The organism is Pseudomonas fungipugnans (assembly GCF_029955235.1).
GTDB lineage: Bacteria > Pseudomonadota > Gammaproteobacteria > Pseudomonadales > Pseudomonadaceae > Aquipseudomonas > Aquipseudomonas fungipugnans.
This window is the reverse complement of the sequence record NZ_JARBWL010000002.1, coordinates 2,266,203-2,290,749: the sequence shown is the minus strand read 5'-3', so window position 1 is coordinate 2,290,749 and position 24,547 is coordinate 2,266,203. Positions and strand designations below refer to the sequence as shown.

The window sequence follows — 24,547 nt, the reverse complement described above, 5'->3', positions numbered from 1 at the left end:
GCAGGCAGGGGACCTGAAATCCCCTGCCCGCGCCCAGTGATTTAAACGGCAACCGCCGATTCTTCGAGGAAGTCCTGGGCGAAGCGTTGCAACACGCCACCGGCCTCGTAGATCGACACTTCTTCGGCGGTGTCGAGGCGGCAGGTCACCGGCACTTCGACGCGCTCGCCGTTCTTGCGGTTGATCACCAGCGTCAGTTCGGCACGCGGTGTGCGCTCGCCGAGCACGTCATAGGTTTCGCTGCCGTCGATGGCCAGGGTGTGACGGTCGGTGCCCGGTTTGAACTCCAGCGGCAACACGCCCATGCCCACCAGGTTGGTGCGGTGAATGCGCTCGAAGCCTTCGGCGGCAATCGCTTCCACACCCGCCAGACGCACGCCCTTGGCCGCCCAGTCGCGGGACGAACCCTGACCGTAGTCGGCGCCGGCAATGATGATCAGCGGCTGCTTGCGCTCCATATAGGTTTCGATGGCTTCCCACATGCGCATCACCTGGCCTTCCGGCTCGACGCGGGCCAGCGAACCCTGCTTGACCTTGCCGTTTTCCTGAACCATTTCATTAAACAGTTTCGGGTTGGCGAAGGTCGCGCGTTGCGCGGTCAAGTGGTCGCCACGGTGGGTTGCGTAAGAGTTGAAGTCCTCTTCCGGCAAGCCCATTTTCGCCAGGTACTCACCGGCAGCGCTGTCGAGCATGATCGCGTTCGACGGCGACAGGTGATCAGTGGTGATGTTGTCCGGCAGCACCGCCAGGGGACGCATGCCCTTGAGCGGACGCGCGCCGGCCAGGGCGCCTTCCCAGTACGGCGGACGGCGGATGTAGGTGCTCATCTCGCGCCAGTCGTACAGCGGCGTGACTTTCGGGCCGGTGTCCTCATGGATGGCGAACATCGGAATGTAGACCTGACGGAACTGCTCCGGCTTGACCGAGGCCTTGACCACGGCGTCGATCTCTTCGTCGCTCGGCCAGATGTCTTTCAGGCGGATTTCCTTGCCCTCGGCATCGAGGCCCAACACGTCTTTTTCGATGTCGAAACGAATGGTCCCGGCGATGGCATAGGCGACCACCAACGGCGGCGAAGCGAGGAACGCCTGCTTGGCGTACGGGTGAATCCGCCCGTCGAAATTGCGATTGCCGGACAACACGGCGGTCGCATACAAATCGCGGTCGATGATTTCTTGCTGGATCACCGGATCCAGTGCGCCAGACATGCCGTTGCAGGTGGTGCAAGCGAAGGCCACCACGCCGAAACCGAGCTGCTCCAGCTCATCGGTCAAACCGGCTTCATCCAGGTACAACGCCACGGTTTTCGAGCCCGGCGCCAGCGATGACTTGACCCATGGCTTGCGGGTCAGCCCGAGCTGGTTGGCATTGCGCGCCAGCAGGCCGGCAGCGATCACGTTGCGCGGATTGCTGGTGTTGGTGCAGCTGGTGATGGCGGCGATGATCACCGCACCGTCCGGCATCTGGCCGGGCACATCGTCCCAATGACCGGAAATGCCTTGCGCGGCCAGATCCGAGGTCGCGACGCGAGCGTGCGGGTTGCTTGGCCCGGCCATGTTGCGCACCACCGAGGACAGGTTGAAGGTCAAGCCACGCTCGTATTGCGCGTTCTTCAGGCTGTCGGCCCACAGGCCGGTGGTCTTGGCATAGCTCTCGACCAGCTGCACCTGCTCGTCTTCACGGCCAGTGAGTTTGAGGTAGTCGATGGTCTGCTGGTCGATGTAGAACATCGCCGCCGTGGCACCGTATTCCGGGGCCATGTTGGAAATGGTCGCACGGTCGCCGAGGGTCAGCTTCGACGCGCCTTCGCCAAAGAATTCCAGCCAGGCACCGACGACTTTCTGCTTGCGCAGGAACTCGGTCAGCGCCAGCACCATGTCGGTGGCGGTGATGCCCGGCTGCAGCTTGCCAGTCAGTTCGACGCCGACGCTTTCCGGCAGGCGCATCCACGAGGCGCGGCCGAGCATCACGCTTTCCGCTTCCAGGCCACCGACACCGATGGCGATCACCCCCAGCGCATCGACATGCGGGGTGTGGCTGTCGGTGCCGACGCAGGTGTCGGGGAACGCGACGCCGTCACGCACCTGGATCACCGGGGACATTTTCTCCAGGTTGATCTGGTGCATGATGCCGTTGCCCGGCGGGATCACATCGACGTTCTTGAAGGCCTTTTTGGTCCAGTTGATGAAGTGGAAACGGTCTTCGTTGCGACGGTCTTCGATGGCGCGGTTCTTTTCGAACGCCTCGGGATCGAAGCCACCGCGTTCGACGGCCAGCGAGTGGTCGACGATCAATTGGGTCGGCACCACCGGGTTGACTTGCGCCGGATCGCCGCCTTGCAGCGCGATGGCGTCACGCAGGCCGGCGAGGTCCACCAATGCGGTCTGACCAAGGATGTCATGGCAGACCACGCGGGCCGGGAACCACGGGAAATCGAGATCGCGCTTGCGCTCGATGAACTGCTTCAGCGAATCGGTCAGCGTGGCCGGATCGCAGCGACGCACCAGGTTCTCCGCCAGCACCCGGGAGGTGTATGGCAGGGTGTCGTAGGCGCCAGGCTGGATGGCTTCGATCGCCGCACGGACGTCGAAATAATCCAGATGGCTGCCGGGCAGCGGTTTGCGAAATTCTGTGTTCATCGTCAGGACTCGGTCACGGTAATTTCAAAAGGGGGGCCTGGCACAGGACTTGAACTGAACACAATCCACTGTGGGAGCGAGCTTGCTCGCGATGACTGAGTCACATTCGACATTGATGTCGACTGACCCGCCGCTATCGCGAGCAAGCTCGCTCCCACAGGGATCTGCGCTGACCTCAGATCCCGGTGTCGGCCCTCACCATTCAGCGTTGTTCGATTGGCACGAACTTGCGCTGTTCGACGCCGATGTACTCGGCGCTCGGGCGGATGATGCGGTTGTTGGCACGTTGCTCAAACACATGCGCCGCCCAGCCGGTCAGGCGCGAGCAGACGAAAATCGGTGTGAACAGCTTGGTCGGGATGCCCATGAAGTGGTACGCCGAGGCATGGTAGAAATCGGCGTTGGGGAACAGTTTCTTCTGTTCCCACATAGTCTTGTCGATGGCTTCGGAGACCGGGAACAAGACCTTGTCGCCCACTTCGTCCGCGAGCTTTTTCGACCAGCCCTTGATCACCTCGTTGCGCGGGTCGTTGTCCTTATAGATCGCGTGGCCGAAGCCCATGATCTTGTCCTTGCGCTCGAGCATGCCGAGGGTGCCTTTGATCGCCTCTTCGGGCGACGAAAAGCGCTCGATCATTTCCATCGCCGCTTCGTTGGCGCCGCCGTGCAGCGGACCACGCAGGGAGCCGATGGCCGCCGTCACGCAGGAATACAGATCGGACAGGGTCGAGGCGCACACACGGGCGGTGAACGTCGAGGCGTTGAACTCGTGTTCGGCGTACAGAATCAACGACACGTTCATCACTTTGACGTGCAACTCGCTCGGCTTTTTATCGTGCAGCAGGTGCAGGAAATGGCCGCCGATGGACGGCTCGTCGCTCACGCAGTTGATGCGTTTGCCGTCGTGACTGAAGCGATACCAGTAGCACATGATCGCCGGGAACGCCGCCAGCAGGCGGTCGGTCACGTCGTGTTGCACGGAGAAATCTTTCTCCGGCTCGATATTGCCCAGGAACGAGCAACCGGTGCGCATCACGTCCATCGGGTGGGCGTCGGCGGGGATGCGTTCCAGCACTTCTTTGAGTGCCTGTGGCAGGTCGCGCAGTTTGCTCAGCTTGCTGGTGTAGGCCGCCAATTGCGTCTTGGTTGGCAGTTCGCCGTACAGCAGCAGGTACGCCACTTCTTCGAATTGCGCGTCAGCCGCCAGTTCGCGAACGTCGTAGCCACGATACGTCAGGCCGGCGCCCGACTGCCCCACAGTGGACAGTGCGGTTTGCCCGGCTACCTGGCCACGGAGCCCGGCGCCACTGAGTACTTTTGCTTCGGCCATTGCTGTCTCCAATCTTGAATTTTTTAGGGAATCTGCAATTGATGCATGAGTGCGCGAAAGATCTTTACTTCTTCGCCGCAAACAACGCGTCGAGCTTCTGCTCGAAAGTGTGATAGTCGATGCGGTCGTAGAGCTCCATGCGAGTCTGCATGGTGTCGATGACGTTCTGTTGCGTGCCGTCGCGACGGATCGCGGTGTAGACGTTCTCGGCCGCCTTGTTCATGGCGCGGAACGCCGACAGCGGGTACAGCACCAGCGACACATCCGCCCCGGCAAGCTGCTCGGTGGTGTACAGCGGCGTCGAGCCGAATTCGGTGATGTTGGCCAGGATCGGCGCTTTCACGCGATTGGCGAACAGCTTGTACATTTCCAGCTCGGTGATCGCTTCCGGGAAGATCATGTCGGCGCCGGCCTCGATGCACGCGGCAGCGCGATCCAGTGCCGATTCCAGACCTTCAACCGCCAGGGCGTCAGTGCGCGCCATGATCACGAAGCTGTCGTCGGTGCGGGCATCGACGGCGGCCTTGATGCGGTCGACCATTTCCTGCTGCGACACGATCTCTTTATTAGGCCGGTGACCGCAGCGCTTGGCGCCGACCTGGTCTTCGATGTGAATCGCCGCCGCGCCGAACTTGATCATCGACTTCACGGTACGCGCCACGTTGAACGCCGAGGAGCCGAAACCGGTGTCCACGTCCACCAGCAGCGGCAAATCGCAGACATCGGTGATACGGCGTACGTCGGTCAGCACGTCATCCAGCCCGGTAATGCCCAGGTCCGGCACACCGAGAGAGCCGGCAGCCACCCCGCCACCCGAAAGATAAATCGCCTTGAAACCGGCGCGCTTGGCCAGCAGGGCGTGGTTGGCGTTGATCGCACCGACCACTTGCAGCGGATGCTCGCTGGCGACCGCATCGCGGAAACGCTGGCCTGGAGTGCTCTTGTTGGAACTCATGACTCACCTCGTTCAGTGGCTGTCTTATGGTTGGCGCCGTCCTGGTAGTGACGGGCGATATTGCGTTTGGAGGCGCCGATGTGGCGGCGCATCAACAACTCGGCCAGTTCACCGTCACGGTCGGCGATGGCATCGAGAATCCGGTGGTGCTCGGCAAAGGCCTGGCGCGGCCGATTGGGCGTGGTGGAAAACTGGATGCGGTACATGCGCACCAGTTGATAGAGCTCGCCGCAGAGCATCTGGGTCAGGGTACGGTTGCCGCTGCCCTGGATAATCCGGTAATGAAAGTCGAAATCGCCTTCCTGCTGGTAATAACCGACGCCGGCCTGAAACGCCGCATCGCGTTCATGGGTTTCCAGCACCCGGCGCAGTTCGTCGATTTCCTCGACGGTCATGCGCTCGGCGGCGAGGCGGCAGGCCATGCCTTCGAGGGATTCGCGGATTTCATAGAGTTCCAGCAGTTCGGCGTGGCTCAGCGACACCACCCGCGCGCCGACATGCGGCACGCGCACCAGCAGGCGCTGGCCTTCGAGACGATGGATCGCTTCACGCAACGGGCCGCGGCTGATGCCGTAGGTGCGCGCCAGCTCCGGTTCGGAGATTTTGCTGCCGGGGGCGATCTCGCCTTTGACGATGGCCGCCTGGATGCGCCGGAAGACGTTCTCGGAAAGTGTTTCCGAATCATCCTGCGCCATGACCGGGGGATCGAGTTGATCCAACATATTGTCGACACCTTTAAAGCTGATGCGGCAAAAACTAGCGAAAACAGATATAACAGTCAAAGGATAAATAGATATTGTCGACAATCGTCTAATAACCGCCCGCACCATAACGACGCAGCATGACAACTTATAGCCCCCTGCCAGCGCTGGCGCCATAAAACCACCGTGCTAGAATGCCGCCCGCATTTGGATGTCGCATCTGCACGGCGTGTCATGAAGAACTGACAGGCCTACGAGGGAGCTTGCGCAGTGATGCCAGGGCCTTGAATCGAAGTACGGACTGCTGCGCACCAGGATTTATGAGACTCAAGCCCTTCCCCACCTTCCTTTATCTGCTTTGCCTGCCCGGCTTCGCCGCGGCGGGGGAAAAGACTGTGTACGGCCTCAACGAGTACGCCTCGCTGGACGGCATCAACCTGGAAGTCGCGGCCAAGCTCGACACCGGGGCCAAAACCGCCTCCCTGAGTGCCCGCGACATCAAACGCTTCAAACGCAATGGCGAATCCTGGGTCCGCTTCTACCTGGCCATCGACGCCGCGCACTCGCACCCGATCGAACGGCCGCTGGCCCGGGTCAGCAAGATCAAGCGCCGCGCCGGTGACTACGACCCGGAAGAAGGCAAACTCTTCACCGCCCGCCCGGTGATCGAGCTGGACGTCTGCATGGGCTCGGCCTTGCGCAGCATCGAAGTCAACCTGACCGACCGCAGCGCCTTCCAGTACCCGCTTTTGATCGGCTCCGAGGCGCTGAAACGCTTCGATGCGCTGGTCGACCCCAGTCTTAAATACGCTGCTGGCAAACCCGCCTGCGCCACCGACGCTCATACCGCAGAGTAATTCCAATGCGCTCTCTTACCCTCCACCTGAAAATCCTGATCGCCATCCTGGTGGTGCTGGGCATTTCAGTTACGGCCTATCAGATCTTCGTGCTCGGCATTCCCGTCACCGAAGACGCCACCGACGACTTGTGGAACATCGACGCCAAGGTCGAGTTCGTCGCCAGTGCCAAGGACCCGGTCAAGATCCAGATGTTCGTGCCGCCCCTGAGCCGCGACTTCGTGAGCCTGAACGAGAGTTTCATTTCCAATAACTACGGCGTTGCGGTGAACCGCATCGATGGCAACCGCAAGGTGACCTGGTCGGCGCGCCGGGCCAAGGGCAAGCAGACCCTTTATTACCGTCTGGTGCTGACCAAGCGCTACACCGGTGAAAAATCCAAGATCAAAGGCCCGACCTTCCGCGACAGCATCGCTGTGGACGGCCCGGAAAAAATCGCCGCCGAAGCCTTGCTCGCGCCAATCCGCCAGCATTCGGCCGACGTCGAGACCTTCATCGGCGAAGCGATCAAACGGGTCAACAATCTCAACGACGACAACGTCAAGCTGCTGCTGGGCGGTGATCCGTCGACGTCGCACAAGGCCAAGATCGTCGAGCTGCTGCTGTCCATTGCCCATGTGCCGGTGGAAAAAGTCCACACCATCCGCCTGGTGGCCGACCAGCCACAGACGCCGGAATTGTGGCTGCGCAGCTTCAACGGCAATGACTGGCTGTACTTCAACCCGGAAACCGGCGAACAGGGCCTGCCCACCGACCGCCTGCTGTGGTGGACCGGCGACGACAACCTGATTACCGTCGATGGCGGCAAAAAAGCCAACGTCACCTTCAGCCTGAACAACAGCGAAATGAACGCCATCCGCCTGGCCAAGCTGACCGACGAGAACACCGACGCCAACTTCCTCGAATATTCGCTGTACGGCTTGCCGCTGCAAACCCAGCAGACCTTCATGATCATGGTGATGATCCCGATTGGCGTGCTGGTGATCCTGATCCTGCGCAACCTGATCGGCCTGCAGACCCTCGGCACCTTTACCCCGGTGCTGATCGCCCTGGCCTTCCGCGAAACCCAGCTGGGGTTCGGCATCGCGCTATTTACCGTGATTACGGCGCTGGGACTGTCGCTGCGCTCCTACCTTGAACACCTGAAACTGCAAATGCTGCCGAGGCTGTCGGTGGTGCTGACGTTCGTGGTGGTGCTGATTGCGGCCATCAGTCTGTTCAGCCACAAGCTGGGCCTGGAACGCGGGTTGTCGGTGGCGCTGTTCCCGATGGTGATTCTGACCATGACCATCGAGCGACTGTCGATCACCTGGGAAGAACGCGGCTCCGGCCATGCGCTGAAAGTGGCGATCGGCACGCTGTTCGCCGCGTCCCTGGCGCACCTGATCATGAGCGTGCCGGAACTGGTGTACTTCGTGTTCACCTTCCCGGCGATCCTGCTGATCCTGGTGGGTTTCATGCTGGCCATGGGTCGCTATCGCGGCTACCGCCTGACCGAGCTGATCCGTTTCAAAGCCTTCCTCAAGGCTGATTCGTAATGTTCGGCTTCTGGAAAACCTGGAAGGCCCTGGAAGCCCGGGGCATCATGGGGATCAATCGGCGTAACGCCGACTACGTGCTCAAGTACAACAAGCGCAGCCTGTACCCGATTGTCGATGACAAGATCATCACCAAGGAACGCGCCCTCGCCGCCGGCATCAATGTGCCGGAAATGTACGGGGTGATTTCCACGGAAAAGGAAATCGACAAACTCGGCGAGATCATCGGCGGGCGCAGCGACTTCGTGATCAAACCGGCACAAGGTGCCGGGGGTGACGGGATTATTGTTGTTGCCGACCGTTTCGAGGGCCGTTATCGCACAGTGTCCGGCAAGATCCTCAGCCACGAGGAACTCGAGCACCATATCTCCAGCATTCTCACCGGCTTGTACTCCCTGGGCGGCCACCGTGACCGGGCGCTGATCGAATACCGCGTCACGCCGGACCAGATCTTCAAGAGCATCAGCTACGAAGGTGTGCCGGACATCCGCATCATCGTGCTGATGGGCTACCCGGTCATGGCCATGTTGCGCCTGCCGACCCGGCAGTCCGGCGGCAAGGCCAACCTGCACCAGGGTGCCATCGGCGTGGGTGTGGACCTGGCCACCGGCCTGACCCTGCGCGGCACCTGGCTGAACAACATCATCACCAAACACCCCGACACCACCAACGCGGTGGATGGCGTGCAACTGCCCTATTGGGACGGCTTCATGAAACTCGCTGCCGGCTGTTATGAGCTGTGTGGGCTGGGTTACATCGGGGTGGACATGGTGCTGGACCAGGAAAAAGGCCCGCTGATTCTTGAACTGAACGCCCGGCCAGGCTTGAACATCCAGATTGCCAACGATTGTGGGCTGACCCTGCGTACCCATGCCGTCGAAGCGCGACTGGAAGAGCTGAAGGCGCGCGGAATAACCGAGACACCGCAGCAGCGGGTTGAGTTTGTACAAGAGATGTTTGGGCATATTCCGCTGATCGAGGGCTGAGCCGGGACCGAGTTGCCTCCCATCGCGAGCAAGCTCGCTCCCACACGTCGCGACAAAGATCAAATGTGGGAGCGAGCTTGCTCGCGATGGCTTATTTCTGGCCACCACCGCCTTGGCCCTGCCTCCAATCTACCTGACACCGACATCCCCTCTAGGAGCAATTCCCACAGAGGACTACAATCGCCACCCCGCCTCAATGGCCGATCTGCCCTGCCCATGTTGACCTGCTCCGTACACCCGCTGCCCTACCGCGCCAACCCCGCCGACTATTTCGCGGCAATCCATCATGCTCCCGGTGCCGTGCTGCTCGACAGCGGCCGGCCCAGCGCCGATCGCGGGCGCTTTGATGTACTCAGCGCCTGGCCGCTGGAGCAACTGGCGGTTCTGCCTGACGAAAGCGGCAGCGATTTCCTGCAACGTCTTCGCGATAATCTGACACGACTCGGCGAAGCATCCGTCGCGGATGAGTTACCGTTCGCCGGCGGTCTGATCGGTTATCTGAGCTACGATTTCGGCCGTCATCTGGAGCAAATGCCAAGCCAGGCACTGGATGACCTGAATCTACCGGATGCACGCTTCGGCCTGTATGACTGGGCCTTGATCAGCGATCACCAACGCATGACCAGTCAATTGGTATTCCACCCGTCCATCAGCGACAGTGGGCGGCAGCGGTTGATCGATGTGTTCAGTCAGCCGATGACTGAACCGGTCGAGCCGTTCCAGGTGCAAGCCCCGATGCGCCCCGACCTGAGCGCCGACGACTACCGCCAGGCATTCGAACGCATCCAGCAGTACATCCAGGCCGGCGACTGCTATCAGGTCAACTTCGCCCAACGCTTTCGGGCCCAGTGCCAAGGGGATCCTTGGGTCGCCTATTGCGCGCTACGGGCCGCCTGCCCGACGCCCTTTTCCGGCTTTCAAAGCCTGCCGGACGGCGGCGCGGTGCTGAGTCTGTCGCCGGAGCGTTTTGTCAAAGTCAGCGAGCGGCAGGTAGAAACCCGCCCAATCAAAGGCACCCGCCCCCGCGGCCTGACGCCTGCCGAAGACGCGGCAAACGCCGCCGAACTGCTGGCCAGCCCCAAGGACCGCGCGGAAAACCTGATGATCGTCGACCTGCTGCGCAACGATCTGGGCCGCACCTGCCGCATCGGCTCGGTGCGCGTACCCGAGTTGTTCAGACTGGAAAGTTACCCGAACGTGCACCATCTGGTGAGCAGTGTCACCGGGGAGCTGGCGGCGGATCGCGACGCACTGGACCTGATTGCCGGCAGCTTCCCCGGCGGCTCGATTACCGGCGCGCCAAAAATCCGCGCCATGCAGATCATCGACGAACTGGAGCCGACCCGCCGCGGTTTGTACTGTGGCTCTTTGATGTACCTGGACGTGCGCGGAGAGATGGACAGCTCGATCGCCATTCGCAGCTTGCTGGTCAAGGACGGCCAGGTGTGCTGCTGGGGCGGCGGCGGGATTGTCGCGGACTCGGACTGGGAAGCCGAGTATCAGGAGTCGATTACCAAGGTGAAAGTATTGCTGGAAACCTTGCAGAATCTTTAAAAGCATCGCGGGCAAGCCCGCTCCCACATTGGAATGCGTTCTTCTGTGAGAGCGGGCTTGCCCGCGAAGGCGTCCGAGCAGACAACTACAGACTCAAGGCCCGGTTGGAAGCCTTGATGAACTCTTGCTTCAAATCGGCAAAACTGTGCACCGCCGGAAACTGCGGAAACTCGCGAATCACATTATCCGGCGCATGGAACAGAATCCCGGCATCCGCCTCGCCCAGCATCGTGGTGTCGTTATAGGAATCGCCCGCCGCAATCACCCGGTAGTACAGGCTCTTGAAGGCCAGGACCGACTGCCGCTTGGGGTCTTTCTGGCGCAACTGATAACTGGTCACCCGTCCGGCGTCGTCAGTGATCAGACGATGGCAAAGCAAGGTCGGGAAACCCAGTTGACGCATCAGCGGCTGGGAAAACTCATAGAAGGTGTCCGACAGAATCACCACCTGAAAGCGCTCGCGCAGCCAGTCGACGAACTCGATGGCGCCGTCCAGCGGCTTGAGCGTGGCGATCACTTCCTGGATGTCTGACAGCTTGAGGCCATGCTCGTCGAGGATCCGCAGGCGCTGCTTCATCAGCACATCGTAATCGGGAATATCGCGGGTGGTAGCCCTGAGGGATTCGATACCGGTTTTTTCAGCGAAGGCGATCCAGATTTCCGGGACCAACACACCTTCAAGATCCAGACAGGCAATTTCCACAAGACACTCCCATTTGTATTGATTATTGAGTCGAGCGAGCAAAAGGACTGCCGAACTCTAGCGATTCAGCCCCACCTGCGCAACGCGGAGGGCGCGCCAGCGGTGGCAGGATTTTGTTACCATCTGCTCCATATAGAGCGCCCAGCGCCATTGACCTGTAGGAAGCCGCCCTGATGAGCCCATCGTTCGATGTCGTGGAACTCGCCACGACCTATGCCAACAAATCCGCCCAGGACATTCTGAAACTCGCATTCGCCGAGTTTGGCGATGACCTGTGGATATCCTTCAGCGGCGCCGAGGACGTGGTGCTCGTGGACATGGCCTGGAAGCTGAACAAGAACGTCAAGGTGTTCAGCCTGGACACTGGCCGGCTGCACCCGGAAACCTATCGTTTCATCGATCAGGTGCGCGAGCACTACAAGATCGACATTGAACTGGTGTCGCCGGACTACACGAAACTTGAACCGTTCGTGAAGGAAAAAGGCCTGTTCAGCTTCTACAAGGATGGCCATGGCGAATGCTGCGGCATCCGCAAGATAGAGCCACTGCGCCGCAAGCTGTCCGGCGTGACGGCATGGGCCACCGGCCAGCGCCGGGACCAGAGCCCCGGCACCCGCAGCGCCGTCGCGGTGCTGGAAATCGACACCGCGTTCTCAACCCCGGAACGCACCCTGTACAAATTCAACCCGCTGGCGCAAATGACCAGCGAAGAGATCTGGGGCTACATCCGCATGCTCGAACTGCCGTACAACAGTCTGCATGAGCGCGGGTTCATCAGCATCGGCTGCGAGCCCTGCACCCGCCCCGTGTTGCCAAACCAGCATGAACGCGAAGGCCGCTGGTGGTGGGAAGAGGCGACGCAGAAAGAGTGTGGGCTGCATGCGGGGAATATCATCGGCAAGTCAAAGGCATAATCCCCCTGCCCTGTATATCCCCTGTGGGAGTGAGCCTGCTCGCGAAAGCGGTGTGTCAGCTACATGAATGTTGGCTGACAGGCAGCCTTCGCGAGCAAGCCGCGCCTCGGTCTAAAGCCGAACTCAAATTGCACTGAACCGCGCGGCCAACCCCTGCTTCGCAAACTGCTCGATCACAAAATCCACAAACGCCCGCGTCTTGCCCGGCAACAGCTTGTGTTCGGCGTAATAGATTGAAATATTGCCATCGTCGACATACCAGTCCGGCAACACACGCTGCAAGGTGCCGGCCTCCAGGTAGCCCACGGCAAACGGCATGCTCACCAGCGCAACGCCCAGATTCTGCGCCGCGCAGGCGCAGGCCGCTTCCGAATCGCTCATGGTCATTCGCGCCTTGAGTTCCAGGGGACGATGGTCTCCGGTGCGACTGGTCAACTGCCACGAGCGCACGCGACCGGTCTGCGGTGAGCGAATCAGGATACCGCCACAGTGCCCCAGATCGTCCGGCTCGATAATCGCCTTACGTCCCGCCAGGTAATCGTGCGAAGCCACCAGCACCCGGTGCGCCGGCGTCAACTTGCGCGCCACCACACCTTGAGGCAGCTCGAAGCCACCGCCAATCGCCGCATCAAAGCCTTGGGCAATCAGGTCGACCTGACGGTTATCGAAGTGCCAGTCCGGGCTGATCGCTGGAAAACGCTGCACAAACTCAGCCAGCAACGGCACGATGTACAGACGCCCGAACACCGTGCCCATGCTGACTTTCAGCGTCCCCGCCGGGCGCCCTTCGGCGCTGGCCAGATTCGCCACGGCGTTTTGAATGGTGTAGAGGCTGGTGCTGACCTCACCCAAAAACAGCTGCCCGGCTTCCGTCAGCGTCAGGCTGCGCGTGCTGCGCTGGAACAGCCGAACACCCAGTCGCGCCTCCAGCTTGGCGACGCTCTTGCCGACGGCGGCCGGGGTCAGGCTCAGACGCCGGGCTGCCTCGGCGAAGCTTCCGACTTCGGCACTGCGCACGAAGCATTCGATACTGCTGAAGGTTTCCATAACCGCCACTATAAACTTCTGGTTTACACAGACTATCGTAATTAGGGTCTACACAGAGGGTAATGCGAAGTCGATACTCGACGCCAACCACAAGGCATCCGGCCTTGCACTTCTGGAGATCGACATGACCACTCAACAGCTCACTGGCAAAGTAGCTCTGATTCAAGGCGGCTCCCGCGGCATCGGCGCTGCCATCGTCAAACGCCTGGCCGCCGAAGGCGCGAGCGTTGCCTTCACCTACGTCAGTTCCACCACCAAGGCTGAAGACCTGCAAAACAGCATCATCGCCAACGGTGGCAAAGCCCTGGCCATCAAGGCCGACAGCGCTGATGCCGACGCCATTCGCAATGCTGTCGCCGCAACCGTCGACGCCTTCGGTCGCCTGGACATTCTGGTCAACAACGCTGGCGTGCTGGCCGTCGGACCGCTGGAAGATTTCAAGCTCGAAGACTTCGACCGGACGTTGGCGATCAACGTACGCAGCGTGTTTATCGCCACCCAGGCCGCCGCCAAACACATGACCGAAGGCGGTCGCGTCATCAACATCGGCAGCACCAACGCCGACCGCATGCCCTTTGCCGGTGGTGGTCCGTACGCCATGAGCAAGTCGGCACTGGTCGGCCTGACCAAAGGCCTGGCTCGTGACCTCGGCCCACGCGGCATCACCATCAACAACGTGCAGCCCGGCCCGGTCGACACCGACATGAACCCGGCCGACGGCGATTTTGCCGACAGCCTGATCCCGTTGATGGCAGTGGGTCGTTATGGCCATGTGGAAGAAATAGCCAGTTTCGTGGCCTACCTGGTCGGCCCGGAAGCCGGCTACATCACCGGCGCCAGCCTGACCATCGATGGCGGCTTTGGCGCCTGATGCACTGAACGCGCAAACAAAAACGCCGGCAACCCTTGACAGGTTGCCGGCGTTTTTTTTGTACCGAGCTATCAGGCCCAATCCAGCGCCGGCAAGCCGCAGGCGCCTGGTTCAAACGCTTTCAGCGTACGCAGAATGCTGTCGGCATGGGCGTATTTTTCATCGGCCATGGCCGCGTCCGGGATTGCAATGGCGGTCATCCCGGCCGCTTTCGCAGCGGTGACGCCGAACGGCGAATCCTCGAACACCAGGCAATCTTCAGGTGCAACACCGAGACGCCGGGCCGCCGTCAGGAAAATATCCGGCGCCGGTTTCGCCGCGCCAACCTCGGGGTCGTCAGCCGTGACGATAAAGTCGAACAGCGCAAACCAGTCACGGTGCAAGGTGGTTTTCTGGCCGAAGGACTGACGCGAAGAACTGGTACCCACCGCAATCGGGATGTTATTGGCCTTCAAATGCCGAACCAGTTGCTCCGCGCCCGGCATCGCCAGCGCCGAGGGAAATCGCTCGCGCATCAGCGGCTCTCGAATCACCAGAAACTCTTCGGCCGTGATAGGCAAATCCAGTGCCTCGACCACATAGCGCGCCAGATCACCCGCGCCACGACCGATGATGTTCTGTTTGATGCTCCAGTCGAACGTACGGCCATAACGCTTGGCGATGATCGAGGTGACCTCGGTGTAGATGCCCTCGGTGTCCAGCAGCAAGCCGTCCATATCGAAAATCACGGCTTTGATCGGGCCCAACTCTTTAAGCGGTGCATTCATCGCATCTGATCCGTTTTTAATGACATCCCAGGCGGCTGAGGTACGGCCGGATCCGTGATCGATTAAAGGTTTCAGCAGCATAACGATCGCAACCGGCCCAGGGCAACGGTCAATTCCCGCCAATAAAAACTCCGCACCGAATGACTCGCCATGATTTAGCGATTTGCCCTACATCAAACGCCTACTTTCCCGACTTATTTCCTCGTTGATCCCCCGCAAAGTCTCGCGCACCTAATTGACCCGCGCGAGGGAGTGCGAATGTTCAAACCCGATAGGCTGCTGGCCTTGAACAATAGCATCGGCCTGCTGGTGGTCGCCGCCATGAACCCCGAACAGCCTGACTTTGAGGCGCTGATCGGCGATTTCCGGTTTTGTCTCAATGATTACGAAGCCTGGGCAGAAAGCTTCTGGACCGGCTGGGCCCTGGACGTCAAACAGGTCTTCAACGTAGGCCATGAGGTTCGCCTCAGCGCGCCGAAAAAATCCACTGCCCCCGTCAGCTCAACCCTCGCCATGTGCCCGGCCAGCGGCCCGTTAACCCTGGTGCATATGTTCGACACCGCAGGGTTTGTACCGATTGGCAACACACCGGTCATGCTTGAGCGGGTCATCGTCGGGCACAACGGCGAGCTGACGTTCGATGAGCCCGTCCACTCCACCATCGGCCCCACCGGTATTCTCGAAGTTCCCGACTGCTGGCGGGGCCACCGCTATCGCATCACCTTCTTTCCTGATGTTTCCCCCGAACAGGTCAAAGCGCTTTACGCCTCCTACCAGAGCGTCATCGATGAACTGCAAGGCTGGTTGCGCAGCGAATGGACCGCTGAATTCCAGCCGCTGTGGGCCGAGTTTTCCGCGGCCGGTTTCACCGAGCGTTATGGCCAGTTGCAACAAGCAGACTGGCAGGGTTTCGAAAAATCCATGCACGGCTCGTGGGATGACGTGAAGCAGATCTACGCGCTGTTGGCGGACCTGCAAGCCAACAGCGAAAAACTCCTTGAATACCTGAGCGAAGTCGAACTTGAAGCGCTGCTGAACGCCTCGACCGAAGCCATCGCCAACATTTTGCTGGTGCTGAGCGACGAGCCGTTGATGTTCGTCCATCTGGCGGCCTTCACCAGCTGGCTGAAGATGCTGCCGCCGCAATACATTGCCGAGGTGGTCGCGGAAATTCGCGCCAGCGTACTGATCGGCTTTTTGCTGGCGCGTTTTACCGGGCCTGCCGGCCTGCAGCTCGGCATGAGCGCCAAGGTACTGGCCAAGGTCAAATCGCCACGGGCCCGACAATGGCTGGCCGCCGCCAGCCTGCGTATGGCCGGGCTCACCGCCAGATCTGATCTTTCAGCTCACGCGGGGGCTCTGAAGCCATTGATGCTGCATGCCCGGAACGCGCCAATCCGGCCTGCACCGGCGCTTCCATTGCAGATTTCGACCAGAAATGCGCCAGCTGTAAAGGTCAACAACCCGGTAGCCATTGCCCGCAACAAATCCGAAAACCAGACCCGCCTGAACAAACAGCAACATCACGACGACGCACCCGATCAGGCAAAAAACCCTGACGGAAAGAGCGCTGATTGCGCGGCATTGACCTGCACCAACGGCTGTCCGGTGTCGATGGTCACGGGCGAAGAATTGCTGACCCTGCACGACGGCACGCTCAAAGGTGTGTTGCCGTTCGACTTCACCCGACTGTACCGCACCAGCGCCGTGGAAATGGATGTTGGCCTCGGCTGGGGCTGGAGTCATTCCCTCTCCCATCGACTGGACATCGACGGCGCACACGTCATCTGGACCGATCACGAAAACCGGCGCACGCCATTTCCGCTGCCGAGTGTCGAGCGCCCGACGATTCATAACAGCCTGTCACGCGCAGCGATCTACCTCGGCAACGAGCCGGAGGAACTGATCCTCGCTTTGGCCGGGGAAGCCGCGCGTTTTTATCACTTTCGCGGCGGGCGACTGACCGCCATCAGTGATGCATACGGCAACCGGTTGCGCATCACCCGCGATAATCAGGATCGCATTCAACGCCTCGACAACGGTGCCGGACGTTCGCTGTTGTTGAGTTACGAGCGACGGCATCTGATCGCCATCGAGTATCAGACGTTTCACCCCGCCGACACGTTGGCCAACTCCTGGCGCACAGCACAAACGCTGGTTTCCTACCGCTACGACGCCCGTCATCGACTGATCGAAGCAACCAACGCCGCCGGCGAAACCGAGCGCTACGACTACGACGACCAACACGTGATCCTGCAACGGCAACTGGCCGGTGGGGCGAGTTTCTTTTGGGAGTGGGAAAAGTCCGGCAAGGCTGCGCGATGTGCACGGCATTGGGCGACATTTGCGCAGATAGACACCGCTTACATCTGGGATGACCACGGCGGCGTGGTGGTCAAAAACGTCGATGGCAGCGAAGAAACCTATGTTCACGATGACCAGGCAAGGTTGGTACGCCGGGTTGAAGCCAACGGCGGCGAGCATCACAAACGCTACGACGACAGCGGGAGGCTGATTGCCGAACAGGACCCGCTCGGCGCGGTTACCCGGTATCAATATGACGAAGTCGGACGACTTGTTGCCGTTATTCCACCGGAAGACGAGCCAACGTCCTACGAGTATCGCGACGGTTTTCTGCATGCCCGTTGTCGGGGCAAAACGGTATGGAAGTACCAACGCAATGCTCAAGGTGACATCACCGAGGCAACCGACCCTGACGGCCATGTCACTCATTACCACTACGACAAACAAGGCCGGTTGCTGTCGACCCGCTATCCGGACAACAGCCGACATCTGTTGGCCTGGAATGCCGCCGGGCATCTGGTCGAGGAAACCCGGCCCGATGGCACCCAACGACGCTATTGCTACGACGTACTCGGTAACCGGACGACCACCGAGGATGAACACGGTGCCGTCAGCCGGTACCAATGGGACGCCATCGGCCGACTGATCCAGATCATCCTGCCGACAGGCGCCACCCGCGCATTCAGCTATAACGCGTACGGCAAGATCACCGCCGAACGGGATGAACTGGGCCGGGTCACCCGTTATGAATACGCCGACGATTTGCACCTGGTCAGCCGCCGGATCAATGCCGACGGTACTGAGCTCAAGTACCGCTATGACAGCGCGCGACTGCTGCTGACCGGGATCGAAAACGAGTCCGGCGAACACTATCGGCTGGACTACACCACCAACGGCTTGATCCGACAAGAAACCGGATTCGACGGTCGTCGTACCGCTTATGCCTACGACCTCAACGGCCACCTGCTGGAAAAAATCGAGTTCGGCGACGACGGCTCACAGCTGATTACCGGCTATCAGCGGGATGCGGCGGGAAGGCTGCTGGTCAAGTCGTTGCCCGACGGGAAAACGGTCGAATACCACTATGACAGCCTTGGCCGGCTGATCAGTGTCACCGACGGTCACGATCATCCGCTGGCGTTCGAATACGACCGCCAAGACCGCCTGGTTACCGAGCATCAGGGCTGGGCCACCTTGCGTTATGGCTACGATGCCTGTGGCCGGCTCAACCACCTGCGCCTGCCAGACAACAGCACACTCGATTACCACTACGCCAAGGGCGGCGCACTGGCAGCCATCGACCTTAATGGCGCACGGCTGACGTCCCACACTTTTATCGCGGGGCGCGAGCAACAGCGCCAACAAGGCCTGTTGCTCAGCGAATACCAGCACGACGATCAGGGCCGCCTGATAGCCCATGCTGTAGGCCAACAGCAATTTGCCCTGTACCGCCGCGACTATGCCTACAGCGCCAACGGCAATCTCGACCACATCGCCGACACCCGCCACGGCCAGCGCAGTTATCAGTACGACACTCTCGACCGCTTGATCCGCGTCCGTCACTCCCGGGATCAACTGCCGGAAAGTTATGCCCACGACCCGGCAGGCAATCTGCTGATGCAGCATCGTCCGGGGCCGACGAGCGTCAGCGGCAACCGCCTGCTGATGCAAGGCGATCGCCACTATGACCATGACGCATTCGGCAACCTGATTCGTGAGCGACGCGGCACCGGGCAAACCCTTGTTACCGAATACCGTTACGACTGCCAGCACCGGTTAGTGGGCGTCACGTTGCCGGAGGGCCGTTGTGCGAGTTACCGCTACGACGCCTTTGGTCGACGCATCGCCAAAACCGTCGACGGCAGAACCACCGAGTTTTTCTGGCAAGGCGACCAGATCGTCGCCGAGAACAGTCCTGAACACTATCGCAGTTATGTTTATGAACCCGGCAGCTTCCGCCCGCTGGCGATGCTCGACGGCGAAGGCCCTCGCCAGGCCTGCCCGTTCTACTACCAACTCGACCACCTCGGCACCCCGCAGGAACTAACCGATTACAGCGGCGAGATCGCCTGGTCCGCCCGGTACACCGCCTACGGGCAATTGGCGCACCTCGAATCGGATACACGGCAGACACTGGATCAGCCGCTGCGATTCCAAGGGCAGTATTTCGACGCGGAAACGGGGCTGCATTACAACCGGCATCGGTATTACAGCCCGGACCTTGGACGGTATCTGACGCCCGATCCGGTGAAGCTGGCGGGCGGGCTGAACGGGTATCGGTATGGGGTGAATCCAACGGGGTGGGTTGATCCGCTGGGATTGAATGATTGTCCGGGTGGGGTTGGGTGTAAGGGGGCGTTGGGTGGGGATGGGGAACTGGCAGGAAATTTCAAAATTGATGAAGGAATACCAACCACACCGACTCCGAACAAAAGGCCTACTGATTTCAGAACACAGGATAAACTCAATGATCACTTCGAGAAACACGGGTACGAATTTGGCGCAAAAAATACCGATGAGTACCTGGACACTGCACGTTATGTCATAAATAGCGGGGTAAGAGTCCAATACCCTTACAAAAATGAATACCGAACAGGATTTGTAATGTTTTTGAGCAACAACAGCAAAGGAAAAGCGAAATTTTCATTTGTCGGCACAAACAACCAGCAGGAAATAACCACACTTCACACCAAGACTGGTAAAGATTTCTGGAAGGCAATCAACAATGATGCTCACGACAAAACCATCAGGCCTTATCATGAATAATATAAAAACAGCCAAACTTCTTCACATTAGCGAAGAGAACGAAGAACACGCAACATTACTGATTGAAGGATACACTATTGAGTGTTTCATAAATTCATGCCCGCATGCAATAAAAGCAGGGGAAAGCTATAGCGTTGAGCTGACGATGAACCTACCTGATTCATACCATGTCTCGACGTCACCTGCAGTCGCTGTGCTTGCTGAAAAAAAAGCAAGAGGCTACTCCTATTTTTTATACGGAACACTTATAGGCGATATCTTTAAGTCTTTTACAGACCTGTATGACGAAGACATACATTATGACCATCCCGAGTTGAATGGCGCCTTCATACAACTTGAAGTAGATAGAATAGATGTGAATTTTTTATAGATTTGGCTCAATAAACTGCCCGAAGAAATCGAAAAGTTTGCCGCTCGCTCAACGAGCGGCAATAGCGGCACGCCTCAGCTCGCCTCCTCCACCCCATCATCCTCAGGCGGCCGCTCATCACGACTCAGCGAATCAGTCGGCGACGGCAGCGGATACTCGGGCGTTTCGTCCTCTTCATCATCCTCAACCCCTCCCACATCCCCCGCATCATCAGAATCGTTAAGCGGCACCGTCGCATCATCCATCAGCGACCCTGGATCCTCATTGCCAGGATCGTTGATAAACGGCAGTCCATCCGGGCCGTTCTCTTGCGTGCCTTCGGTTTCCGGCGTCATGGCGTGCCTCGCAAAACTCAGGGAGTGTATGACGTTCGAGGCGGCCCACAGCCGAACGTTCCGAAGTCCTGCCTACAGAAACGAAAAAGCCCGGCATTTCGCCGGGCTCTTGTGCTGATCGATGCGGATCAGTGACGCTTGTGGCCTTTGGACAGGCTGGTGCCTACCGCGCCGCCTGCGGCACCGCCCAAGCCTGCGCCGATGGTAGCGCCACTCTTGCCACCCAGCTTGTTGCCGATCACCGAACCGCCCGCTGCGCCAACACCACCGCCAAGCGCTGCTTTGGTACGACTGCCCTTTGGCGCAGCAATGGCGCTGCCCGCTGCACCCGCAACGCCGGCACCAATAGCCGCGCCGGTGCTGCCGCCCATTTTCTGGCCGACCACATTACCCAGCGCGCCACCCAGACCGCCACCCAGCGCGGAAGAACCTTCACCGGCCATTGCACCTTGAGCAACCAAAAGGCCCAGAACCAGAGCGGGCAGTGTTAAACGCATGACGAAAACCTCAAAAATGGGGGGGAACCGAAAGGGCGGAGATTGAATGCTTTAGCGCGGTGAAAGTCCAGCCGAACAGGCCCGCCACCGCGGATCGCGACGGTTGGACAGCGTTTATGGAAAAGGTTTTATCGCAGGCAAAAAAAAGCCCGCTGGGGAAACGGGCTGGAGTACTGCTTTCTAACGGATGAGCTGAGACTACGTAGAAGGGTGTGAAAAGAATGTGAAAGGAAAGTCGCCATTTTCGAAGGATATTACCCGAGGACAACACGCATTTTGACCTGAATCTCGCCCTGTAAAAAATCAAAACCCCGCTCGATGGCGGGGTCTGCTGGATGTTCGGTTACTTCCTGGAGGGCACTGCCACCTTGGGCATGAATTTCGCCTTCGGTCCTCGGGGTGCCGCCGACTTCATCTTGCCATTCTTGACCTGATCTTCACCAAAGCCAGCCACGTATTCAGTCTGGCCACATTTAACGCAATTGTTGATCGGAAACTCAGCCCCGTCGTCTTCGTTGTACGGATCAGCCATTTTTTCGCCCCTTTCAAAAGGGTCGATACCGGCAAGTCCTTTGCCTGAAAAATATCGACCACCAAGGCTTTTCAGACTAGCCGGTCATTTATGGACTTGCGGTTCAGATTCCTGCACGCCCGACGAGTGGCTCATCACCAGCTCTGCAAGGCGTACCCGCCAACGAAACCCACTCGTCTGAAACGCTAAAGATTTTCTTCCACACGCCGTTGCCCTTGTTCCTGACCAAAAAATTTCACGGAGAGAACATGGAACTCAACGGATTGCCGTCACTGAAAGACATGACACCCGTCAAGCTCACCCCTGAGCAGATCGCAGCCAGCAAGGAGGCCGCGGCCAAATTCAAAGAGAAGGTCGCGTCGGGCGAAATCACCATCAAATACCCGGACAAACCGCTGGAGCCTGGGGTCATTTACCACCCAAGTCGCCCAACAGAAACAGAGCCATCGATTGGCGTCACACCGGACACCCCGGTCGTCGACACGCCATTGACCTACACCCCCAACGGCACCGTCGTACTCACAAAGCAGGGTTGAAGCCGAGCGAAACGGGTCCATTCCCACGAATGGGCCTGTGAACCGCTTATTTACCAGACAAGCGCTCCCTTGCCCGATGGCACGCTGATCCCGTATTCAAGCGCCACCATCACATCCGCCCGTTCCTTGTGCGCTTTGGTCACCTGAACAGGTGTCTCCCTCAATGCACGGCCCAACGTTTGAGAACACCCTCGAAAAATCCCCATGTGCCGGCCACCCTATCGCGAATAACGACCAACCGACTTGAAGCGCTGGGAGGGTGGATTGCTGCTATCCTTTGGGAAGAACCTCACCCAAAGGATCAGGGAGAAACATAATGAGGAAAAAAGGATTTTGGATATCTTTTCTGGATCGCGTATCGCCCCCATCGAAGGAACTGCTGGCTATCGCCGAGCGCATCAATCGTATGGAGGGTGAAGTTCGTGTTACCACGAAAGGAGGCGTCTCTATTCCCCCCTCAACGATTCTCCATGACGCCAATTTTTTAAATGCGTGTGAAGAAGCGAAAAAAGTAATATCAAAATCCAGTTAAGGACAACAATGGGTTTCCTTCTTGTACTGCCTATCCTGATCTGCGGTTTCATCTATTGCAGATATAATTTTTACGACAAAACCCTGACCTCCAAATACGAAGGGCAGACCCTGTACTTTCACATTGCGCTGAGAGGTTTCCTGGTCACACTCCCATGCCTGCTTTTTTCATTCATTATTGAATACCTCACCAATGGGTACTTTGGTCTCGCCGACTTATTTGTCGAGCAAGAGCTAACGGGGGCGAAAGAACGACATATCTTCTCCATACTGATTTTCTGCATTTTTACCGCGCCTTTTTTCACCTATTATATTGCGAAAGCCAGATTCAAATTAATCCAATTCAAATACAACCTGAAAAACGACTACCTGACCCGATTTTTCATATTGGAAACAATGCTCCCCACCAGCACTAATCAGGCGCTCCTGCTTCACTCTCTTTCAGAAAAGCACCTTTACATGTTCAGCATGGAAGATCGCAAAGTTTACATCGGCTGCGTACAAAGCATCGGCAGCCTGCAGGATCACGACTCAAATGTTGATGAAGGGTTTTCCATCATTCCGATTTATAGCGGTTACAGGAATAAAGACACGCTAACGGTGGAGCTAACCACTCCCTACGAAAAAGTTTATAAAGAATTCAAAAGCATTCGTTCACGCACTTCGGCAATCGCTAACGGAAGCGAGGACGCCAGAATTCAAAACGGCGACAAAGCTGACGACATCGGCAGCTTGTTTTCCGTTAGCCTCTTGCAAAAAAATATTTGCTCAATGACCAGGTTCGAACATGACGTATGGCATGACTTCAAGAAAAACGAGATAAAACAGGTAAGGGAAGAGAGGTCTGAGGCATGACTACACGGGGCCACTCCGTAAATCCGGAGCGACTCGGGGCTCAGCCTGCAAGTTACAACGGGCCGCCTGTTGCAAAAGCTTGCTGAAATGTTGGCCAAAACGCGGCGCCCCATTTTTTCAGCTTGCCTGCGTAGGCCAGCTTTTCGGGAAAGCGGGAAATATTCCTCACCTGCCAGTCAGCTTCGCGAAAAGACAGCACACTGCTGGAGGCAATTCCCTCCAGTTCCGGACTGAACCAATAGCTGGCCTCAAGCAGCCCCCACTTTTCCGCACGAAAGAATCTCAGCACCATAAAGTCCTGCGGATAGGTCACCCCCTTCGCAGCCATGTCCCCCGCTGCTGCGCGATCCAGGAAGGAAATCTTGATTGCCGGATCAGCCCATTGCAGATAGGGCGGGGTATAGATGTTCGTCATGCTCCAGCACCCTTGATGTTCAAAAGGCGTTATCGATTCGATGAACACATAATTCAGGTCCGGATTGCCAGCCACACATCCATTGGCTTGCTTGAACCCATCACCGGGACGCTCATTGCTTTTCAACCCGATGATCTGAACAACACCGACCAGGCGCTTTTTCTCGATGCGTCCAAAAAAGTAAGCCATGCCGGATGCCTTGAGTGTACGAACAGAGCTATTGGCAAGCATGGCCCACTGCCCGGCCGGAAGCGGCACTTCATACCCATCCACCTTGACCGTCCCGGTATAGGTACGGCCAATCAAGGCTCTGTCCAGGCCTGATGGATCCTGGGGGGACGCAGCGCCGGGAGTCGCGAGAGAAATATTGGCGGTGGATGGCGTAGCCCTGCCCTGTTGAGAATGCGGGCTTGTCGGGTTGCGCTGCGGTTGATAAGCCACCTGTTCGGGTAGCGCGCGCGACGCATTTCGATTCGTCGTGCCCATGGACGGAGGAAAAAGCACCACCGCCGTCGACAGTAACGTCGCAGCCATCAGGCAAGTA

21 protein-coding genes are annotated in these 24,547 nt (G+C 58.8%); 10 read left to right on the top strand and 11 right to left on the bottom strand.

Annotated features, from left to right (window positions below; all coding sequences use genetic code 11):
* Positions 1-41 precede the first annotated feature (41 nt).
* The 4 genes from acnD to POF45_RS25605 form a co-directional block, all read right to left on the bottom strand.
* Positions 42-2,639 (bottom strand): Fe/S-dependent 2-methylisocitrate dehydratase AcnD, encoded by a 2,598-nt coding sequence (gene acnD, locus POF45_RS25620; RefSeq protein WP_282317005.1) that lies wholly within the window; start codon positions 2,637-2,639, stop codon positions 42-44.
* Between the two features lie 202 nt (positions 2,640-2,841).
* The gene (gene prpC / locus POF45_RS25615) at positions 2,842-3,969 is read right to left on the bottom strand and encodes a bifunctional 2-methylcitrate synthase/citrate synthase (RefSeq protein WP_259501319.1); all 1,128 of its coding nucleotides are present in this window, start codon (positions 3,967-3,969) and stop codon (positions 2,842-2,844) included.
* A gap of 64 nt (positions 3,970-4,033) precedes the next feature.
* Entirely contained in the window at positions 4,034-4,924 is an 891-nt protein-coding gene (gene prpB / locus POF45_RS25610) for a methylisocitrate lyase (RefSeq protein ID WP_259501317.1), read from the bottom strand.
* A complete protein-coding gene (locus POF45_RS25605) occupies positions 4,921-5,646 on the bottom strand; it encodes a GntR family transcriptional regulator (RefSeq protein WP_409077925.1) in 726 nt (241 codons plus the stop codon). The genes prpB and POF45_RS25605 overlap by 4 nt, the downstream gene beginning before the upstream one ends.
* A 299-nt stretch (positions 5,647-5,945) precedes the next feature.
* Here POF45_RS25605 and rloA point away from each other — a divergent pair, with 299 nt between their 5' ends.
* The 4 genes from rloA to pabB all read left to right on the top strand — a co-directional run bounded on the left by rloA (position 5,946) and on the right by pabB (position 10,560).
* Positions 5,946-6,482, top strand: coding sequence for a retropepsin-like aspartic peptidase RloA (gene rloA, locus POF45_RS25600; RefSeq protein ID WP_259501315.1), 537 nt, complete (start codon positions 5,946-5,948; stop codon positions 6,480-6,482).
* Between the two features lie 5 nt (positions 6,483-6,487).
* Entirely contained in the window at positions 6,488-8,020 is a 1,533-nt protein-coding gene (gene rloB, locus POF45_RS25595) for an osmotic stress tolerance membrane protein RloB (protein ID WP_259501314.1), read from the top strand.
* The gene (locus POF45_RS25590; protein WP_259501313.1) at positions 8,020-9,006 is read left to right on the top strand and encodes an alpha-L-glutamate ligase-like protein; all 987 of its coding nucleotides are present in this window, start codon (positions 8,020-8,022) and stop codon (positions 9,004-9,006) included. Before rloB ends, POF45_RS25590 begins: the two co-directional genes overlap by 1 nt.
* A gap of 216 nt (positions 9,007-9,222) precedes the next feature.
* Positions 9,223-10,560: an aminodeoxychorismate synthase component I gene (pabB, locus tag POF45_RS25585; RefSeq protein ID WP_282317004.1), complete on the top strand. Its 1,338-nt coding sequence runs from the start codon at positions 9,223-9,225 to the stop codon at positions 10,558-10,560.
* 85 nt (positions 10,561-10,645) lie between these two features.
* Here pabB and thrH read toward each other — a convergent pair whose 3' ends face one another.
* On the bottom strand, positions 10,646-11,263 hold the full coding sequence (thrH, locus tag POF45_RS25580) for a bifunctional phosphoserine phosphatase/homoserine phosphotransferase ThrH (protein ID WP_259501309.1): 618 nt from the start codon (positions 11,261-11,263) through the stop codon (positions 10,646-10,648).
* Between the two features lie 173 nt (positions 11,264-11,436).
* On the opposite strand from thrH, the gene POF45_RS25575 reads away from it, so the two are divergent.
* Positions 11,437-12,177 carry a phosphoadenylyl-sulfate reductase gene (locus POF45_RS25575; protein WP_259501306.1) on the top strand — a complete coding sequence of 247 codons (741 nt, stop codon included), beginning with the start codon at positions 11,437-11,439 and terminating at the stop codon, positions 12,175-12,177.
* 123 nt (positions 12,178-12,300) lie between these two features.
* Here the strand turns inward: POF45_RS25575 and POF45_RS25570 are convergent, their stop codons facing one another.
* Positions 12,301-13,224, bottom strand: a complete 924-nt coding sequence (locus POF45_RS25570; RefSeq protein WP_259501303.1) for a LysR family transcriptional regulator — start codon at positions 13,222-13,224, stop codon at positions 12,301-12,303.
* A gap of 124 nt (positions 13,225-13,348) precedes the next feature.
* Between POF45_RS25570 and POF45_RS25565 the strand changes: the two genes are divergently transcribed.
* Positions 13,349-14,095: a 3-oxoacyl-ACP reductase family protein gene (locus tag POF45_RS25565; RefSeq protein WP_282317003.1), complete on the top strand. Its 747-nt coding sequence runs from the start codon at positions 13,349-13,351 to the stop codon at positions 14,093-14,095.
* 71 nt (positions 14,096-14,166) lie between these two features.
* On the opposite strand, the gene POF45_RS25560 is transcribed toward POF45_RS25565, so the two are convergent.
* Positions 14,167-14,862 carry an HAD-IA family hydrolase gene (locus POF45_RS25560; protein ID WP_282317002.1) on the bottom strand — a complete coding sequence of 232 codons (696 nt, stop codon included), beginning with the start codon at positions 14,860-14,862 and terminating at the stop codon, positions 14,167-14,169.
* Between the two features lie 258 nt (positions 14,863-15,120).
* Between POF45_RS25560 and POF45_RS25555 the strand changes: the two genes are divergently transcribed.
* Together POF45_RS25555 and POF45_RS25550 are read left to right on the top strand one after the other, a co-directional pair.
* Complete coding sequence (locus POF45_RS25555; protein ID WP_282317001.1) at positions 15,121-19,932, top strand: RHS repeat-associated core domain-containing protein; 4,812 nt, start codon at positions 15,121-15,123, stop codon at positions 19,930-19,932.
* Positions 19,925-20,302, top strand: a complete 378-nt coding sequence (locus POF45_RS25550; protein WP_282317000.1) for a hypothetical protein — start codon at positions 19,925-19,927, stop codon at positions 20,300-20,302. Before POF45_RS25555 ends, POF45_RS25550 begins: the two co-directional genes overlap by 8 nt.
* 74 nt (positions 20,303-20,376) lie before the next feature.
* On the opposite strand, the gene POF45_RS25545 is transcribed toward POF45_RS25550, so the two are convergent.
* From POF45_RS25545 to POF45_RS25535, 3 genes are all read right to left on the bottom strand, one after another.
* Entirely contained in the window at positions 20,377-20,637 is a 261-nt protein-coding gene (locus POF45_RS25545; RefSeq protein ID WP_282316999.1) for a hypothetical protein, read from the bottom strand.
* Between the two features lie 128 nt (positions 20,638-20,765).
* Positions 20,766-21,134, bottom strand: coding sequence for a bacteriocin (locus tag POF45_RS25540; RefSeq protein ID WP_259501278.1), 369 nt, complete (start codon positions 21,132-21,134; stop codon positions 20,766-20,768).
* Positions 21,135-21,477: 343 nt separating this feature from the next.
* The gene (locus POF45_RS25535; protein WP_259501275.1) at positions 21,478-21,666 is read right to left on the bottom strand and encodes a hypothetical protein; all 189 of its coding nucleotides are present in this window, start codon (positions 21,664-21,666) and stop codon (positions 21,478-21,480) included.
* Between the two features lie 248 nt (positions 21,667-21,914).
* Between POF45_RS25535 and POF45_RS25530 the strand changes: the two genes are divergently transcribed.
* On the top strand, positions 21,915-22,202 hold the full coding sequence (locus tag POF45_RS25530) for a hypothetical protein (RefSeq protein ID WP_259501273.1): 288 nt from the start codon (positions 21,915-21,917) through the stop codon (positions 22,200-22,202).
* A gap of 540 nt (positions 22,203-22,742) precedes the next feature.
* On the top strand, positions 22,743-23,588 hold the full coding sequence (locus tag POF45_RS25525) for a hypothetical protein (RefSeq protein ID WP_259501269.1): 846 nt from the start codon (positions 22,743-22,745) through the stop codon (positions 23,586-23,588).
* A gap of 52 nt (positions 23,589-23,640) precedes the next feature.
* On the opposite strand, the gene POF45_RS25520 is transcribed toward POF45_RS25525, so the two are convergent.
* Positions 23,641-24,537, bottom strand: a complete 897-nt coding sequence (locus POF45_RS25520; RefSeq protein WP_282316998.1) for a hypothetical protein — start codon at positions 24,535-24,537, stop codon at positions 23,641-23,643.
* Positions 24,538-24,547: the final 10 nt, after the last annotated feature.

Excerpts from the sequence above, each read along its gene's own strand:
- pabB (WP_282317004.1), top strand. The coding sequence starts at position 9,223 with ATGTTGACCTGCTCCGTACACCCGCTGCCCTACCGCGCCAACCCCGCC.
- POF45_RS25605 (WP_409077925.1), bottom strand. The coding sequence starts at position 5,646 with ATGTTGGATCAACTCGATCCCCCGGTCATGGCGCAGGATGATTCGGAA.
- POF45_RS25570 (WP_259501303.1), bottom strand. The coding sequence starts at position 13,224 with ATGGAAACCTTCAGCAGTATCGAATGCTTCGTGCGCAGTGCCGAAGTC.
- POF45_RS25575 (WP_259501306.1), top strand. The coding sequence starts at position 11,437 with ATGAGCCCATCGTTCGATGTCGTGGAACTCGCCACGACCTATGCCAAC.
- POF45_RS25530 (WP_259501273.1), top strand. The coding sequence starts at position 21,915 with ATGGAACTCAACGGATTGCCGTCACTGAAAGACATGACACCCGTCAAG.
- POF45_RS25590 (WP_259501313.1), top strand. The coding sequence starts at position 8,020 with ATGTTCGGCTTCTGGAAAACCTGGAAGGCCCTGGAAGCCCGGGGCATC.
- POF45_RS25560 (WP_282317002.1), bottom strand. The coding sequence starts at position 14,862 with ATGAATGCACCGCTTAAAGAGTTGGGCCCGATCAAAGCCGTGATTTTC.
- POF45_RS25535 (WP_259501275.1), bottom strand. The coding sequence starts at position 21,666 with ATGGCTGATCCGTACAACGAAGACGACGGGGCTGAGTTTCCGATCAAC.
- POF45_RS25550 (WP_282317000.1), top strand. The coding sequence starts at position 19,925 with ATGAATAATATAAAAACAGCCAAACTTCTTCACATTAGCGAAGAGAAC.
- prpB (WP_259501317.1), bottom strand. The coding sequence starts at position 4,924 with ATGAGTTCCAACAAGAGCACTCCAGGCCAGCGTTTCCGCGATGCGGTC.
- POF45_RS25545 (WP_282316999.1), bottom strand. The coding sequence starts at position 20,637 with ATGACGCCGGAAACCGAAGGCACGCAAGAGAACGGCCCGGATGGACTG.
- POF45_RS25555 (WP_282317001.1), top strand. The coding sequence starts at position 15,121 with ATGTTCAAACCCGATAGGCTGCTGGCCTTGAACAATAGCATCGGCCTG.
- POF45_RS25565 (WP_282317003.1), top strand. The coding sequence starts at position 13,349 with ATGACCACTCAACAGCTCACTGGCAAAGTAGCTCTGATTCAAGGCGGC.
- rloA (WP_259501315.1), top strand. The coding sequence starts at position 5,946 with ATGAGACTCAAGCCCTTCCCCACCTTCCTTTATCTGCTTTGCCTGCCC.
- POF45_RS25525 (WP_259501269.1), top strand. The coding sequence starts at position 22,743 with ATGGGTTTCCTTCTTGTACTGCCTATCCTGATCTGCGGTTTCATCTAT.
- POF45_RS25540 (WP_259501278.1), bottom strand. The coding sequence starts at position 21,134 with ATGCGTTTAACACTGCCCGCTCTGGTTCTGGGCCTTTTGGTTGCTCAA.
- acnD (WP_282317005.1), bottom strand. The coding sequence starts at position 2,639 with ATGAACACAGAATTTCGCAAACCGCTGCCCGGCAGCCATCTGGATTAT.
- rloB (WP_259501314.1), top strand. The coding sequence starts at position 6,488 with ATGCGCTCTCTTACCCTCCACCTGAAAATCCTGATCGCCATCCTGGTG.
- POF45_RS25520 (WP_282316998.1), bottom strand. The coding sequence starts at position 24,537 with ATGGCTGCGACGTTACTGTCGACGGCGGTGGTGCTTTTTCCTCCGTCC.
- prpC (WP_259501319.1), bottom strand. The coding sequence starts at position 3,969 with ATGGCCGAAGCAAAAGTACTCAGTGGCGCCGGGCTCCGTGGCCAGGTA.